Here is a 15,504-nt window from a genome sequence, read left to right as displayed (position 1 = left end):
CAATGGGCTTGGGTTAGGGGAGTTTTTTAAATATATGCGCTCCCCCGACACTATCACCCAGACTTTTCCAAACAATGAATAACTTTGCCAGCCTGTAAGGTATGGGTAACCCGGCCTTTAAATGTCTGCCCCCAGAACGGTGTATTAACGCCCCGACTTTTCCAATTGTCTGAATTAACCTGCCACTCTAATTCAGGGTCAAACACACACACATCGGCTGCGAATCCAACCGTTAAGGCTCCGCTATTAATACGTAGAACCCGGGCCGGGTTGCCGCTTAGTGAAGTTATACCTTGTTCCAGGGTTATAACGTGTTCAGCGACTAATTTGAGCATCAATGGCAACAGCGTTTCCAGTGATGAAACACCGGGTTCTGTTTCTGGAAAGGCACCCAGTTTGGCGTCAATATCATGGGGTTGGTGGTCGGAACAAATACTGTTAAGAGTCCCGCTAGCCAAGCCGCCTCTTAAATACTGCTTGTCTACTTCGGTACGTAAAGGTGGCAGAACATGGTAATTGCTATCAAAAGGAATGATGTCATTTTCGGTTAAGTGCAATTGATGTATGGCAACATCAGCACTCACGTTCAGGCCATATTTTTTTGCCTGATAAATTTTAATCACTGATCGTTTACAGCTCAGCTGACCAAAATGTACGCGGCAGCCGGTTAGCTCTACTAATTCCAGACATTGCGCCAAGGCTATTGTTTCCGCTTCTTCCGGAATACCGGGTAAGCCATAGCGTGTTGCCACCGCACCTTCATGAGCACAACCGTTATTACCCAGCCAAAAATCATTAGGTCTGAACATGACCAACAGATCATGACTGGCCGCATATTCCATTGCTCGCCTTAATATCAGTAAATTTTTTACGGATTGACTGGCATTGCCGACTGCGATACAGCCAGCCTGTTTGAGCGATAACATGGAGCTTAATTCTGTGCCTTCCAGTTTTCGGGTCAGCGCCGCAATCGGATAAACCTGTGGATAGTCGGCTTTTTCCGCCAACTCCTTGATCAGCTCGGCAACAGCCGGTGTATCAATAACGGGTCTGGTATCCGGCTGTAAACACATCGTAGTAACGCCAGCGTTTGCAGCGGCAGTTGTTTCACTTTTGAAGGTTGCTTTGCGGCTTTGTCCCGGCTCACGCAAACGGGCACTTAAGTCTATAAAACCCGGACAGACTATTTGATTATGGGCATCGATAATAGTGTCAGGCTTAAAACCTTCGGGCTCGTTGGTTACAGAAACGATTTTACCATCAGCAATATAAACACAGCCAATACGGCTGATGTTGTTGACAGGATCAATAATGTGTCCTTGTTTAATATGTATTTGACTCATCACATGACGCCCTGTTTTTGCATAGTCATAGCCATTATGGCCATACGGATGGCGATGCCATTACTAACTTGTTTGAGTATCACTGACTGCGGGCCATCTGCGACTTTTGATTCAATTTCTACTCCACGGTTAATGGGGCCGGGGTGCATGACGATGGCATCAGGTTTGGCGATTTTTAATTTATCTTCAGTCAGTCCGAAACATTTAAAATATTCGCTTTCACTGGGTAATAATGCCGAAGTCATGCGCTCTTTTTGTAAGCGTAACATGATGATGACATCAATATCTTTAAGTCCGGCAGTTAAGTTATGTGAAACGTTCACGCCCAGGCTTTCAACATGTGCCGGTAGCAGAGTCTTGGGGGCAATGACTCGTACTTCAGCGACTCCCAAAGTATTTAATGCCTGAATCTGTGACCTGGCAACCCTGGAATGCAGTATGTCGCCAATAATAGCTACGCGTAGGTTTGAAAAATCTTTTTTTATCTGCCGAATGGTAAACATATCCAGCATAGCCTGAGTAGGATGCGCATGCTGTCCGTCACCGGCATTAATAACACTGATATGGGGCGCTGTATGCTGGGCGATAAAGTGCGCAGCTCCACTGATTGCGTGACGAACCACAAACATATCGACAAACATGGCTTCCAGATTGCGTATGGTGTCGAGCAGGCTTTCACCCTTGGACGTGGATGAGGTCGAAATACTCATACTTAATACATCGGCAGACAAACGATTGGCCGCCAGCTCAAAGGTCGTTCGTGTGCGCGTACTGTTTTCAAAAAACAGATTAACGATAGTTTTTCCACGTAACAGCGGGACTTTTTTAATTTTATGATCATTGATGCCGACAAAAGACTCTGCTATATCCAGAATTTCTGTTAGCAAGCTTTTTTCCAGGCCATCAATAGTCAAAAAGTGCTTAAGTTTGCCTTCCGAATTTAGCTGGAGGTTGTCAGTCATCGCTTATGCTGCCTCTATGGTTTGTAACTCAATAGCCAGATGCTCAGGGCCGGTTAATTTTATACGTTGATCAGCATTAAGGGTGATATTTGCTCCCACGCAATCAGGGCACAAAGGGATTTGCCTGCCATCACGGCTTATCAATACGGCCAAAACGACTTGATTTGGTCGGCCATAATCAAAAATTTCATTTAAGGCGGCGCGAATTGTTCTGCCAGTGTAAAAGACATCATCTATCAGGATGATATCACGACCTTCAATATGCGGAGGTAACTGGCTGGGTTTTACATTGGGATTAACACCAATTTGTGAAAAATCATCACGATAAAAAGAAATATCCAGTAATCCCAAAGGTTCAGTGATGTTAAGCCGTTGGTGCATCTGTTCTGCGATCCATACGCCGCCGGTACGAATACCTATCATCAGCGGGTTAGATAATTGTCTTTCAATAATGATATGTTTTAGCTCGATTTCCAATTTGTTGAGTAAATCGTGTATTTCTAGCACTTAATAATCCTTTTTAATATAGTCATTTAACCAGGACTGCAAAATAAGCTGGGCTGCCAGTTGATCTTGTACTTCCCATAGTTTGCCGGCATTAACATTGAGCTCATCAAAGAGCATTTGTTTGGCTTCAAATGTTGATAACGTTTCGTCCTGTTGATAAACCGGTAGCTGATAGCGTCCTTCCAGTTGACGGCAAAATTTTAGCATCCGCTGTGTAACCGGGTTATCCGAGCCATCAGCTTGTCTCGAAATACCAACTACCAAACCGGCAGGTTGCCACTCCTTGATAAGCTTGCTGATGATTTCCCAATCCGGACTTTGATTGATAGAGCGAATAGTTTGCAACGGACTTGCTGTGGCGGTAATCGTTTGACCGACAGCCGTGCCAATTTTTTTATAGCCAAAATCAAAACATAGATAAGTGTCGACGTTGATTTTTGATAGTAATGGATCTTGCATAGCTTGGATTTTTTCAACAGAGGTCAAGATGGAAAATTACCGATCATGCCGGTAGTAAGGGCAAGCCCATAAGGCAATATTTATTTGAATATAGCCAAGTCAACCATGTCCTGCTGGTGTAGTTAGCTGGTTAATATCAATGCCTATTTGTTTGGCGGCCGCTTGCCAACGTGCATTGATTGGCGTGTCAAATAAAATATCCTGGCTGTTAGGCGTACTTAACCAAGCGTTTGCCAGCATCTCCTGTTCCAGTTGACCTTCGCCCCAGCCTGCATAGCCTAAAGCCACGAGATAGTGTTTAGGGCCTTTACCTTCGGCAATAGCTTCTATGACATCGCGTGATGTCGTTAAAGAAATTGAATCTGAAACAGCCATCGATGCATCCCAGTTTCCACCTGTCGTGTGTAATACAAAACCACGTTCCTGATGTACCGGCCCTCCGATAAAAACAACAACTTCCGAGGCGACAGGGGAAGTAACAGTTATGTTCATTTGCTTAAAAATCTCGCCCAGCTTCATCTCTGCCGGCCTGTTAATAACGATTCCTAAAGCGCCTTCGGCATTGTGTTGGCACAAATAGGTAACCGTATGAAAAAAAGCAGGATCAGCCAGATTAGGCATGGCGATAATAAACTGGTTATTTAAGTACGTAGCTTGGTTCATGTTTCTTAGTATCAAAGGTTATGGTGACTTAATCAACTGTTTATTGTGTTACCAGGCCTGATTCATCGGAGAATTTCCAGACACGGGTAATTACCATAACATCGAGTTCTTTGCGCAAATCCAAAGGTAATGGTGGAAATGGTGCGCTCATACGGACAATTTTTATAGCGGCTTCATCCAATGCAGGGTTTCCCGAAGATTTGTTTATGCGGATACTATAAATACTACCATCAGCCTTAATGCCAACATCCATGGTTAATGTTCCCGAGAAGTTTTTTTTGCTTGCCGCTTCAGGATAATTGAGATTGCCCATGCGCTCGACTTTACTCTCCCAGTCCTTCAAGTATTGTGCCGCAACAAATTTATGGGCACTAACCGAATTAACAAATTTTATTTTAGGTTCGTCTGCGCTTGGCTTGCTTTGCCTGATTTCAGTACCTAATTGTGCAATTTGTTGCTGCAATGATTCTGCGGTCAATTGTGGCGGTTTTTTAGGCTGACTGGCTACCTCAGCTTTATTGGCGGTGATAACCTTTTTTTCAGCCTTGGGCTGGGTAATTATTTTTTGCGCTACTTTCGGTTTACTTTCTTTGGGCTTAATCTCTTTTGGCTTGGTCTCTTTGGGTACTACTTTTTCGATTTGTTTTACAGGGCTATTTTCCTGGCTGGGGAGTTTTTGTGCCGGAGGTTCAGGCTTTTTGATTTCTTCACCGGCGCCCAACTGATTTTCCTGGGCTAAAAAATCGGCTTGTTTGGGAACATTTTTTACTGGGGCATTAATTAACGTAATATTTATCGATTTATTAATTTTATCAGGTTCGGGTGTGGTGAAATTCATTCCCAGTACAAGGATAAGATGAACAATAATCGCGACAGACAAAGCAATCAATACTGAATTATTGTTATTGGGCAGGGTAATCAAAGGAACGAATATTGCCGTATTTTTCATATTATTGAATATTGCTTTCAATATGATCCATCAATAGACCCGCTATATTCAGCCCAAATTGCTTATCCAGTTCTTGAGCACAAGTAGGGCTGGTAACATTAATTTCGGTCAATTTATCACCTATAACATCCAGGCCAACAAAAATCAGGCCTTTTTCACGTAACGTAGGCCCTACCTGTTTTGTAATCCACCAGTCTTGTTCAGTTAATTCCCTGCCTTCTGCACGGCCTCCGGCAGCCAGATTACCCCGAGATTCACCTTTGGCAGGAATACGTGCCAGCGAATACGGGACGGCTTCACCATTGATCATTAAAATACGTTTATCGCCGTCTTTAATCTCCGGTATATACTTTTGAGCCATCACATAACGACTGTTATATTGGGTCATCGTTTCCAGAATGACGCTAAGATTTGGATCGTCTTGACGTAAATGAAAAATAGAGGTCCCGCCCATTCCATCCAGTGGCTTTAAAATAATTTCACCTTGTTCAATCAAGAAATTTCTTATTCTGGCAGGCTCTCTGGCAACCAATGTTTCTGCGCAGCATTGCGGAAACCATGCGGTAAAAAGTTTTTCATTGGCATCGCGCAATGATTGCGGTTTATTGACAACATAAACGCCCATGCTTTCGGCGCGTTCAAGCAGGTAAGTGGCATAAATATATTCCTGATCAAAGGGCGGATCCTTACGCATCATAATGACATTGAGTTGATCCAGCGGAATATCTTGCTCGGCAATAAACTGATACCATTGCCGGGCATTGCGCTCAACTGTCAACGTTCGGGTTCTGGCATAAGCCCTGCCGTTTCTTAGAAACAGGTCGTTAAGTTCCATATAATGCAGCTCCCAACCTCTGGCCTGGGCCTCAAGTAACATGGCAAAGCTGGTGTCTTTTTTGATGTTGATATGGTCAATTGAGTCCATGACCATACCGAGTTTAATAGACATTATTGTCCCGTTTTAATTAATGGATAAGAAAGGTATTACGTATATTTTATAGATTGTTATTTACCTTGAAAAGATTTTTTGGTATAAAGATCGGCTAACTTTTTAATTTAGGCACCCCAAGAGGTTAATTATGTCTAGAGTATGTCAAGTAACAGGTAAAAAACCCGTTACAGGTAACAACGTATCACACGCAAACAACAGAACCAAAAGACGTTTTCTTCCAAATCTGCAACATCACAGATTTTGGGTAGAAAGTGAAAATCGTTGGGTGCGTCTTAGAATTTCTACAAAAGCAATGCGCATCATTGATAAAAACGGCATCGACGCTGTATTGGCGGATTTGCGTAAAAACGGCACAAAAGTTTAAGGAGACAATAAAATGCGCGATAAAATTAAGCTGATTTCTACCGAAGGCACTGGCCACTTTTATACCACTACAAAAAACAAACGTACAATGCCTGAAAAAATGGAAATCAAAAAATTTGATCCATTTGCTCGCAAGCATGTTATTTATAAAGAAGCTAAAATTAAGTAATTAATTGAGTTTCTTAAAGTGCTTCAGATAACCACAGTTAGTGTTAACTCTGGTTATCTGGCCTTTTTAAATAGTCCAATTATTAAATCAATCCCCTCGTTTTAAAAGTACCGCCTTCGTTACACAGCAAAAGTATGGTAATTACCTACTTCTGAATAATCCTGTTTGGCACTACAAAAGTCACTATTATTTACTTTGCCCCACTGATGCCTGACAGAATTTTTCGGCGTTTAATGACCCAATATCGGGTAAAATTCGCTCACTGTTGTCGAACATAAACCAAATTACCATACCATGAAAAACATTCTGGTTGTATTTACCGGCGGGACTATTGGTTCAACTGCGCTTGCAGGGACCATCGATGCTGCCGATACGGCACCGTTCAAATTGATTGATCTGTTTCAACAGTACGACAAAAATTATCAACAAATCCGTTTCAGCACAATTGAGCCCTTACAGCTTTTAAGCGAGAATCTTGTGCCTTGCGTCTGGCAAACACTGATTACTGCCATTGAAGCGCAGCAACCAGAACACTATGACGGTATTATCATTACTCATGGTACTGATACGTTAGCTTATACCGCAGCGGCTTTAAGCTTTTATTTTAATGCCATCAAAATACCCCTGCTGCTGGTTTCCAGTGATTATCCGCTGGATAATCCAAAAGCAAACGGATTGGATAATTTTATGTGTGCCGTTGAGTTTATACGGCAAAAAATCCAGGTTGGTGTTTTTGTCCCTTATCGCAATCAACAGCAGGCACTTCAAGTCCATAAAGGCTCTCGGCTGACCTGTTCGTTACAATTAAGTGGCGATTTTTTCAGTGTTCAGGGCAAAAGTTTTATGCACTATGAAAACCGGATATTTTCCCAGTTGAATCCGGTAATAAAATTAATATCTGGTAAGGACAGTTCTTTTTCAGAGGGCGAGGCTTCCAAGGAAGCAACGACAGTAACAGAAAATCCTCAGCTAAAAGCCTGTTTTTCTGAGCGGATTTTAATGATAAAACCTTATCCGGGATTGAATTACCATCATTTTAACCTTGAAAACGTCGATGCAGTTTTGCATGACTTATATCATTCTGGTACCGCGTGTGCATCAATGCAATGGGGCAAAAATTATTCGTTACTTGAGTTTATAAAGCGCTGCGGGGAACAAAAAATTAAGGTTTATCTGGCGCCGGCGATTAAATCAGCCGATGCTTATCAAAGCACCAGAGCATTAATAGAGCAGGGCGCTGAAATGATCTGGAATATGTCCATTGAAGCCGCCTATGTAAAATTAATGCTGGCTTATGGAAATTTTACCGATGAACAGCAAATAATGGCGTTCATTAACGAAGATATTGCCGGGGAACATGTTTAAACAGGCAGGTTATCTCTTCAGTGATTATTAAAACATGGGAGAGTGGCGGAAACGCAGTTTTCAGTTGGAACTCTAACAGATTTATTTCGGCCTGCAAGACTTTAGTTAACATTTAGGCATGGAAGAATTTAACAGTCCTTGCCATAATAGTCTTTTATAGACATTTTCAGGCAATACTCATTAACAAGCACATTTTACTAGGCGTTAGCGGCGGCATTGCGGCTTACAAGGCCGCTGAATTAGTCAGGTTGCTCAGAAAACAGGGCGCTGAAGTGCGGGTGGTAATGACAAAGTCGGCCATGCAGTTTATCGGTCCGTTAACTTTTCAGGCGCTTTCCGGTAATCCGGTGCATAGCGAATTGCTGGATGCCGATGCAGAAAATGCGATGGGGCATATCAGTTTGGCGCGTTGGGCTGATTTGTTGATTATCGCACCGGCAACCGCCAATTTGATTGCAAAATTGACTCATGGTTTGGCTGATGATTTACTGTCAACGCTGTATCTGGCGGCAACGTGTCCGGTTTATGTCGCGCCGGCCATGAATCAGGCAATGTGGAACAAGACTGTTACACAGGAGAATATTGAAAAACTCCAGCGTCATGGCGTTAAAATTATCGGGCCTGAACAAGGCGATCAGGCGTGCGGCGAAACGGGCTATGGTCGAATGTCAGAACCCGTTGCTATTTGCGGCCACCTGACTACGGCGCTGGATGATCGGAATTTAGCTACATCGCAGTGTTTGCAAGGCCTGAAAGTTTTAATCAGTGCCGGTCCCACCCGCGAACCTTTAGATCCGGTGCGTTATCTTACCAATCGCAGTTCCGGAAAAATGGGTTACGCGTTGGCAAATGCCGCTTTAAAAGCCGGTGCAGAGGTAACGCTGGTTAGCGGTCCGGTGGCGTTGACCGCGCCTGCAAATTGTGAATTAGTGCCAGTAGAAACGGCCGCGCAAATGTACGAGGCCGTTATGTCCAGAGCTTCAGGCCATACTATTTACATCGGCGCAGCGGCGGTGGCTGATTACAGTCCTGCCATTATGCAGTCTGAAAAAATAAAAAAGCAGGAAGAGCAAACCACTATCATCCTGCAAAAAACCAAAGACATACTAGCCGACGTCGCAAAACTCGATAAGCGTCCATTCACTGTTGGTTTTGCTGCTGAAACGGATAATCTTGAAACTTACGCGCGTAACAAGCTGGCGCGAAAAAAACTGGATATGATCGCGGCAAACTGGGTTGGGCGAGAGCTGGGTGGCTTTGATAGTGAACAAAACGCCTTGCATGTTTTCTGGGAAAGCGGCGAGAAAACCTTGACGATGACTGACAAGTCCCGTCTGGCAGAGCAGTTAATCAGCTTGATTGCCGAACGCTTATTTATAAAATCTTAAAGAATTATCACCACGAAGACACGAAGTTTTATTTCTTTTTTCTTCGTGTTCTTCGTGTCTTCGTAGTGAATAAACTTTACCTATAAAACGCTTATTTTCTGGCCTCAATTAGTTTAATCATGTCACTGCTACGTTCGTCAACACGAACGAGTGCAAAACCACAGGCTTTGACATTTTTAACGGTGTTCCTGTTAATGTTGGCTCCGACCAGTGCAACAATTACCGGATTAATAAAGTTCATTATCTTTGCCAGCACAGGTTTTGAACTTAACACATGCTCCAGTAATAAAACCTGACCGGCCGGCTTGCAAACACGGTACAGTTCTTTTAAGCCTTTAATGGGTAATGGTACCGAACAAAAAACAAAGGAGCCGATAATAGTATCAAAACTGTTATCGGCAAAGTCTAAAGATTGCACATCCATCAGATTAAGTTCAACACAAACTGTTTTCCTGGCTTTTTTGTTAATAGCTTGTTTGAGCATTTCGGAACTAAAATCAATGGCAGTTATTTGTGTGCCTGCAGGATAATAATCAAAATTTTTTCCGGTGCCAACACCGATCTCAAGAATATGATGACCGTCAACTTTCGCCCATAGTTTTTTACGCCAGTTTTTAAAAAACAAGCCTTCCATTACGGCTTCCAGGCCTTCAAAATAAGGCGCTATTCGATCGTAGCGTTTTTTGATTATCGTACTGTCTGATTTCATAATGATGTTAACTTGTAAATTAAGTTATCGAATATTACAGCGCTAGCTTAAGCTTCAACAGCACTATTTTTTTTTGTCATGTAAAATAGGCATTATTCTGACAGCGCTGTCGGAAGTGGAATGTATTCTCAAGCAGGTATTTGAGAACAAGAAATGATGTATTTTTGGATGATTTATAGTAGTGAAAGCACAAATAAAAGATTTGGTACAGACACGACTCCCGACGGAGCATGGCGAGTTTGTTCTGCATTTCTACAGTAATACGATTGATAAAAAAGAGCATATGGCGCTGGTTAAAGGTGACGTTGCAAACCGCGAAAATGTACCTGTGCGTATTCACTCCGAGTGTTTTACCGGTGATGTTCTGGGTTCCCGGCGTTGCGATTGCGGCGAACAACTGGCAATGGCCATGCAGCTTATTGATGAAATGGGTTTTGGAGTATTGATTTATCTTCGTCAGGAAGGACGCGGCATTGGGTTGTTGAAAAAATTGCAGGCTTATAATTTACAGGATAACGGTATGGATACCGTCGATGCCAATATTCATTTGGGGCATCTTGCCGACGAGAGAGAATACAGCATTGCTGCGTTAATGCTGGAAAAGTTACAGATAAAATCAATAAAATTGATGACCAACAACCCGGAGAAAATAGACGCGATGAAAAAGCTGGCTATTAATGTTTCAGGTCGTATTCCGTTGGAGTCGGTGGCGCATGATGACAATGTCGGTTATTTAAAAACCAAAGCGAAAAAAATGGCACACATGTTGTTCGAGCCAAAAAAATAGTAGGGGCAAACTCCCTTCGGTTTTTCTCAGGACAGGCTTGCGGTTACCCTGCTATTGGGTCTGATTGTTTTTATATCAGCTTCAGCTCAACCAGTTTGACCCAATAAGCTACACCGACGGGTAATATCTCATCGTTAAAATCGTAGTGTGGGTTATGTAGTAAACAGCTGTTTTCAGAAGAACCGTTACCTATCCAGATATAACAGCCTGGTTTTTCTTGTAGCATAAAAGCGAAGTCTTCTGAACCCATGCTGGGTATTGGCTGTTGATTAACGCAGTCTTCGCCGACTACAGTAATAGCGGCTTTTAATGCGATAGCTGTTTCAGCTTCGGTATTAAAGGTGACCGGATAACCTGCATTTTCCGGATTAAAACGGATATCTGCACTAACGTCAAAACCCGCGCAAATACCATTAACCAATTGCGTGATTTTATCGGTAATACGTGTTTTGACCGCACTACTAAAACATCTGAAAGTACCTCTTAGCAGCACTGATTCTGGTATCGCATTCCAGGTATTTCCGGCATGAATCTGGGTAATACTGACTACCGTAGGATCTGCGGGATTTATGGTTCTGCTAACGATGGTTTGCAGGGCATTGATTAGCTGGGCAGCAGCAACAATGGCATCATTGCCCAAATGCGGCATCGCTGCATGGGTTGCCTGTCCGGTAAGAGTGATTTCAAAACAATCAAACGAGGCCATCATGGCGCCTGCTTTAACGGCAAAATGACCTAATGGAATATCCGGAAAATTGTGCATGCCAAAAACACAATCGGCCGGAAATTTTTCAAATAAACCGTCATCTATCATTTGTTTGGCACCCGCACGGCCTTCTTCGGCGGGCTGAAAAATAAAATACACCGTCCCGTTGAAGTGTCGGTTTTTAGATAAATAGCTGGCAGCGCCCAGCAACATCGCCGAATGACCATCATGGCCACAGGCATGCATTTTGCCCTCGTGGTGTGACTTATAAAAAAAAGTATTCTGTTCATGGATAAATAAAGCGTCCATATCGGCACGTAAGGCTATTTTTTGGTCGCTGCTTCCGACTGAAAGCGTGGCAATAACTCCGGTTTGGCCTAATCCCTGATGAACGTCAAGCCCAAAACTGAACAGTTTATCGGCGATAAACTTTGCCGTTTGTATTTCTTCATAAGCGGTTTCAGGAAACTGGTGCAGATGTTGCCGCCAGTGGCGCATTTCGGTATGTAGTTGCTGCAACTCATTTGTTAGTGTCATGGCAAAACCGGTTTGAATCTAATCAAGCCATCATGCTACAACCAAAACGACATTAAATAAACCATTGGATGGATGAATGGCTGCAACGTGTATTCCACTATGGACAAATCATTATTAATAAAGTGAGCGTATTCGGAATGTCGTGTTGAAAAATAGATTACTGTTGATTTTATATTTGATATATAGCGCAATTAAGATACACGTTGTGCGTATAATCGCGGTGATTACTTAATTATAGTAAAAATTCAGGTATGAGCAAGACAACGATTAACTCCAATTATGTTCAGAATAAATTTTTCTTAAATGATACTTATAAAAGTATTACGGCATTTGCCGTAGTGTTGCTACTGGTTGCACTGGTAGTGATCGCTGCATTCTGGTCTTTAAGACAAAGTCACGAAAAATTCCAGGCGCAGAGGTCAACCTACGCTTTGATCATGCACATGGATGCTTTGTTCTCTGAATTGAAGGATGCCGAGAATGGTCAACGCGGCTATTTATTGGTCGATGACGAGTTATTTTTGGAGCCTTATTTTGCTGTACTCGACAAAATCAGCACTCATCTTGAAGAATTACATCAATTTACCTTTGTTGGTGCTAACCAAAAACACCTGGAGACCTTAATTCCATTGGTGAATGCCAAAATGACAGAAATGGCGCGTGTCATTGAATTAAAACGCCACCATGATATGGCTGGTGTATTAGCGGCTGTGCATAGTGGGTATGGCAAACAGTTGATGGATTTGATACGTCGGGAGATTAACAGCATTACCCGGTTAGAGAACAATGTGCTGGTACAGCATATTGCAGGTTTCCAATTGAGTATGCGCTATATGTTTTATATTATCTGTGCCGCCAGCCTGTTGCTGCTACTTTTTTTAATCACCTTTGCCGGTATTGCATACCACTACCTGAATAAAGTACAAGAGAACGCGCTAAGTCGCCTCCAAAAAATTGCCAGTCAGTTGCCCGGCATGGTGTTTCAATTTGTTTTACGGGCTGATGGCAGCTCCTGCTTTCCTTTTGTTAGTGAAGCTATTCGTGACATATACCGACTTAGCCCTGAAGATGTTCGTGAGGATGCAGCCAAAGTATTTGCCATTCTTCACCCCGACGATTATGACGATATTAATGCCTCAATCCAGAAATCAGCACAAGATTTGAGGCCTTGGCATTGTGAGTATCGGGTCAAGTTTGACGATGGCATGGTGAGGTGGTTGTTAGGCGATGCCTTGTTGCAAAGAGAAGCCGATGGTTCTACGCTCTGGCATGGCTTTATCACTGACATTACCGAACGTAAGCAGATGGAGGCAGAGCACGATGAAGTACTCAATAGTCTTCAGAAAATAGCCAGTCAGTTGCCGGGCATGATCTTTCAATTTCATTTGCGCACCGATGGCAGCTCCTGCTTTTCTTTTATTAGTGATGGCATTCGTAATATATACCGTCTTAATCCTGAAGAGGTGCGCGATGACGCTTCCAAACTATTTGCCTTGCATCATCCTGATGACTTGGATGGTATCGTCGCCGTCATCCAAAAATCAGCTCAAGAATTGTCCCCGTTTAGTCATGAATATCGAATAAAGCATGACGATGGGGAAGTGCGATGGCTATTGGGCAATTCACTGCCACAGCGAGAACTGGATGGTTCTACGCTCTGGTATGGATTCACCACCGACATCACCGAGCGTAAGTTATTGGAAGAAAAGCTGCATATAAATTCAGAGTTACTAAGCAGTATCATCGATAGTACGCCTTCAAGTATTTTTGCCTTTGATTTACAAGGCAGGTTCATTTCAGTGAACAAGGCGGTGAGTGAGTTTTACGGGAAGCGTAAAGAAGACGTATTAGGCAAGACGCTTCATGAGGTTTTTCCAAAGAAAATTGCCGACAACAAAATGACTACCAATAATCAGGTGTTGGTAACAGGAAAGCGATTGGATTTTGAAGAGCAGATCTTGAATAATGACGAAAGCTTGCCACGTACGCTGATGGTCACGAAATTTCCTGTTCAATCGGCGTCGGGGGAAATCTTCGGGGTTGGTGGTGTTGCCACTGACATTAGTGAACTTAAGCTGGCGCAAGAAACTATTCAGGCTACAGCTCAGTATGCTCGTAGTTTACTGGAAGCGAATTTGGATCCAATGGTAACGATCTCATCAAAAGGCAAGATCTCCGATGTCAACAGGGCTACGGAACGGCTAACCGGTCTGGATCGAAAGCAGTTGGTCGGCAGCGACTTCGCTAATTATTTTACCAATCCTAAGCAAGCCCGCGAGGGTTATCAATTGGCATTCTCGAACGGTTTTGTGACCGATTACCCTTTGGCTATGCTGCATGTTTCAGGCAAGGTCACTGATGTACTTTATAATGCCAGTGTGTACCGTGATGACAAGGGTAACGTACTTGGCGTATTTGCCGCTGCTCGTGACATCACTGAATGTAAACGAATAGAGCATGCGTTACGTGAAAGCGAATTTTTCTGGAAATTTGCCATAGAAGGTACCGGTGACGGTGTTTGGGACAGGAATTTTTTGACCAGTGAAATGCACTATTCCAAGCGCTGGAAAGAGATGTTGGGATATGCCGAAAATGATATCTTGCCGACTCGACAGGAATGGCTGGACCGTATTCACCCTGATGATCAGTTGCACGTTAAAAAGGCAATGCAAGCTTACTTGAATGGTGAAGCCAAAAGTTATTCAACTGAATACCGATTATCTTGTAAAGATAACAGTTACAAATGGATTTTGGATCGTGGCGTGGTGGTTAATTACGCCGAAGATGGTACACCCTTACGTATGATTGGGACGTATACTGACATTTCCAAACGTAAATTTCAGGAACAGAAAGATCAAGAGCATTTAAATCAACTGGCTCATGTCACTCGTCTTGGACTGCTGGGTGAAATGGCGTCAGGTATTGCCCATGAAGTTAACCAACCCTTAACGGCGATTGCTAGCTATACACAGGTCAGTTTAAACCTGATGAAAGCTGAATATCCTGATTTGGTCAAGCTTGCCGAGGTAATCTATAAAACTCAGCAACAGGCATTAAGGGCGGGGCAAATCATTCGCCGTATGAGGGAGTTTGTTAAATCCAATACCAAACAGAGTTCATTAGTCGACCTTAATGAGTTAATTCAAGATGCCGCCAGTTTGTGCTTGCCTGAGCTAAGGCTCAACAATATAGTGTTAACGTATCAATTACAAAATTCTTTACCGTTTATTAATGCTGATAAAATTCAAATTGAACAAGTCATCATAAACCTGATTCGAAACAGTGCCGATGCCTTGGATGGCTGTCCTGAAAACCAGCAAAAAAAGATAACTATTGATAGCTTGTTAAAGCTGAATGATGGCATAGAAGTCAGAATAAAAGACAATGGCCCAGGCATTCCTGAAGATCAGCAACAGAAAATATTAATGCCTTTTTACACGACCAAAGTCGAGGGTATGGGTATGGGCTTATCTATTTGCAACTCCATTATTGAAGCTCACGAAGGTTATTTGAAATTTAACAGCAAAGTAGGGAAAGGAACCACGTTTTATTTTACGTTACCGATAAAGACAGAGCGCGTTTGATGAACATTAATAAGAGGGATGAGTGTTCTTGCCAAAAGATTGAATAAGGGTGCTTGCAATA

15 protein-coding genes are annotated in these 15,504 nt (G+C 42.8%); 6 read left to right on the top strand and 9 right to left on the bottom strand.

The window, feature by feature from the left end:
* Nucleotides 1-53 precede the first annotated feature (53 nt).
* The 7 genes from KKZ03_RS03915 to gshB all read right to left on the bottom strand — a co-directional run bounded on the left by KKZ03_RS03915 (nucleotide 54) and on the right by gshB (nucleotide 5,832).
* Complete coding sequence (locus KKZ03_RS03915; protein WP_243220185.1) at nucleotides 54-1,343, bottom strand: dihydroorotase; 1,290 nt, start codon at nucleotides 1,341-1,343, stop codon at nucleotides 54-56.
* On the bottom strand, nucleotides 1,343-2,305 hold the full coding sequence (locus tag KKZ03_RS03910) for an aspartate carbamoyltransferase catalytic subunit (RefSeq protein WP_243220184.1): 963 nt from the start codon (nucleotides 2,303-2,305) through the stop codon (nucleotides 1,343-1,345). The genes KKZ03_RS03915 and KKZ03_RS03910 overlap by 1 nt, the downstream gene beginning before the upstream one ends.
* Before the next feature lie 3 nt (nucleotides 2,306-2,308).
* Nucleotides 2,309-2,812 (bottom strand): bifunctional pyr operon transcriptional regulator/uracil phosphoribosyltransferase PyrR, encoded by a 504-nt coding sequence (gene pyrR / locus KKZ03_RS03905; RefSeq protein WP_243220183.1) that lies wholly within the window; start codon nucleotides 2,810-2,812, stop codon nucleotides 2,309-2,311.
* Nucleotides 2,813-3,271, bottom strand: coding sequence for a Holliday junction resolvase RuvX (gene ruvX, locus KKZ03_RS03900; RefSeq protein WP_243220182.1), 459 nt, complete (start codon nucleotides 3,269-3,271; stop codon nucleotides 2,813-2,815).
* 99 nt (nucleotides 3,272-3,370) lie between these two features.
* Entirely contained in the window at nucleotides 3,371-3,934 is a 564-nt protein-coding gene (locus KKZ03_RS03895) for a YqgE/AlgH family protein (protein WP_243220180.1), read from the bottom strand.
* A gap of 40 nt (nucleotides 3,935-3,974) precedes the next feature.
* A complete protein-coding gene (locus KKZ03_RS03890; protein ID WP_243220179.1) occupies nucleotides 3,975-4,883 on the bottom strand; it encodes an energy transducer TonB in 909 nt (302 codons plus the stop codon).
* A gap of 1 nt (nucleotide 4,884) precedes the next feature.
* Nucleotides 4,885-5,832: a glutathione synthase gene (gene gshB / locus KKZ03_RS03885; protein WP_243220177.1), complete on the bottom strand. Its 948-nt coding sequence runs from the start codon at nucleotides 5,830-5,832 to the stop codon at nucleotides 4,885-4,887.
* 130 nt (nucleotides 5,833-5,962) lie between these two features.
* Here gshB and rpmB point away from each other — a divergent pair, with 130 nt between their 5' ends.
* The 4 genes from rpmB to coaBC all read left to right on the top strand — a co-directional run bounded on the left by rpmB (nucleotide 5,963) and on the right by coaBC (nucleotide 9,120).
* Entirely contained in the window at nucleotides 5,963-6,199 is a 237-nt protein-coding gene (gene rpmB / locus KKZ03_RS03880; RefSeq protein ID WP_243220176.1) for a 50S ribosomal protein L28, read from the top strand.
* Between the two features lie 12 nt (nucleotides 6,200-6,211).
* Complete coding sequence (gene rpmG / locus KKZ03_RS03875) at nucleotides 6,212-6,367, top strand: 50S ribosomal protein L33 (protein ID WP_243220174.1); 156 nt, start codon at nucleotides 6,212-6,214, stop codon at nucleotides 6,365-6,367.
* A gap of 294 nt (nucleotides 6,368-6,661) precedes the next feature.
* Nucleotides 6,662-7,732 (top strand): asparaginase, encoded by a 1,071-nt coding sequence (locus KKZ03_RS03870; protein WP_243220173.1) that lies wholly within the window; start codon nucleotides 6,662-6,664, stop codon nucleotides 7,730-7,732.
* Nucleotides 7,733-7,905: 173 nt separating this feature from the next.
* Nucleotides 7,906-9,120 carry a bifunctional phosphopantothenoylcysteine decarboxylase/phosphopantothenate--cysteine ligase CoaBC gene (gene coaBC / locus KKZ03_RS03865; RefSeq protein ID WP_243221531.1) on the top strand — a complete coding sequence of 405 codons (1,215 nt, stop codon included), beginning with the start codon at nucleotides 7,906-7,908 and terminating at the stop codon, nucleotides 9,118-9,120.
* 91 nt (nucleotides 9,121-9,211) lie between these two features.
* Here coaBC and KKZ03_RS03860 read toward each other — a convergent pair whose 3' ends face one another.
* Nucleotides 9,212-9,829 carry a class I SAM-dependent methyltransferase gene (locus tag KKZ03_RS03860; RefSeq protein WP_243220172.1) on the bottom strand — a complete coding sequence of 206 codons (618 nt, stop codon included), beginning with the start codon at nucleotides 9,827-9,829 and terminating at the stop codon, nucleotides 9,212-9,214.
* A 181-nt stretch (nucleotides 9,830-10,010) separates the two neighbouring features.
* Here KKZ03_RS03860 and ribA point away from each other — a divergent pair, with 181 nt between their 5' ends.
* Complete coding sequence (gene ribA, locus KKZ03_RS03855) at nucleotides 10,011-10,616, top strand: GTP cyclohydrolase II (RefSeq protein ID WP_243220171.1); 606 nt, start codon at nucleotides 10,011-10,013, stop codon at nucleotides 10,614-10,616.
* Nucleotides 10,617-10,686: 70 nt separating this feature from the next.
* Here the strand turns inward: ribA and KKZ03_RS03850 are convergent, their stop codons facing one another.
* Complete coding sequence (locus tag KKZ03_RS03850) at nucleotides 10,687-11,859, bottom strand: M20 aminoacylase family protein (protein ID WP_243220169.1); 1,173 nt, start codon at nucleotides 11,857-11,859, stop codon at nucleotides 10,687-10,689.
* Nucleotides 11,860-12,110: 251 nt separating this feature from the next.
* On the opposite strand from KKZ03_RS03850, the gene KKZ03_RS03845 reads away from it, so the two are divergent.
* The gene (locus KKZ03_RS03845) at nucleotides 12,111-15,443 is read left to right on the top strand and encodes a PAS domain S-box protein (RefSeq protein ID WP_243220168.1); all 3,333 of its coding nucleotides are present in this window, start codon (nucleotides 12,111-12,113) and stop codon (nucleotides 15,441-15,443) included.
* Nucleotides 15,444-15,504 lie beyond the last annotated feature (61 nt).

The organism is Methylobacter sp. S3L5C (assembly GCF_022788635.1).
In the GTDB taxonomy this organism is placed as follows: Bacteria; Pseudomonadota; Gammaproteobacteria; order Methylococcales; family Methylomonadaceae; genus Methylobacter_C.
Note: the sequence above shows the minus strand (reverse complement) of the source record. Positions and strands in the feature narration are given on the sequence as shown.

What these genes read in the sequence shown, in the direction of transcription:
- KKZ03_RS03915 (WP_243220185.1), bottom strand. Translation starts at nt 1,343, where the DNA reads ATGAGTCAAATACATATTAAACAAGGACACATTATTGATCCTGTCAAC.
- KKZ03_RS03910 (WP_243220184.1), bottom strand. Translation starts at nt 2,305, where the DNA reads ATGACTGACAACCTCCAGCTAAATTCGGAAGGCAAACTTAAGCACTTT.
- ruvX (WP_243220182.1), bottom strand. Translation starts at nt 3,271, where the DNA reads ATGCAAGATCCATTACTATCAAAAATCAACGTCGACACTTATCTATGT.
- KKZ03_RS03895 (WP_243220180.1), bottom strand. Translation starts at nt 3,934, where the DNA reads ATGAACCAAGCTACGTACTTAAATAACCAGTTTATTATCGCCATGCCT.
- KKZ03_RS03890 (WP_243220179.1), bottom strand. Translation starts at nt 4,883, where the DNA reads ATGAAAAATACGGCAATATTCGTTCCTTTGATTACCCTGCCCAATAAC.
- gshB (WP_243220177.1), bottom strand. Translation starts at nt 5,832, where the DNA reads ATGTCTATTAAACTCGGTATGGTCATGGACTCAATTGACCATATCAAC.
- rpmB (WP_243220176.1), top strand. Translation starts at nt 5,963, where the DNA reads ATGTCTAGAGTATGTCAAGTAACAGGTAAAAAACCCGTTACAGGTAAC.
- rpmG (WP_243220174.1), top strand. Translation starts at nt 6,212, where the DNA reads ATGCGCGATAAAATTAAGCTGATTTCTACCGAAGGCACTGGCCACTTT.
- KKZ03_RS03870 (WP_243220173.1), top strand. Translation starts at nt 6,662, where the DNA reads ATGAAAAACATTCTGGTTGTATTTACCGGCGGGACTATTGGTTCAACT.
- KKZ03_RS03860 (WP_243220172.1), bottom strand. Translation starts at nt 9,829, where the DNA reads ATGAAATCAGACAGTACGATAATCAAAAAACGCTACGATCGAATAGCG.
- KKZ03_RS03850 (WP_243220169.1), bottom strand. Translation starts at nt 11,859, where the DNA reads ATGACACTAACAAATGAGTTGCAGCAACTACATACCGAAATGCGCCAC.
- KKZ03_RS03845 (WP_243220168.1), top strand. Translation starts at nt 12,111, where the DNA reads ATGAGCAAGACAACGATTAACTCCAATTATGTTCAGAATAAATTTTTC.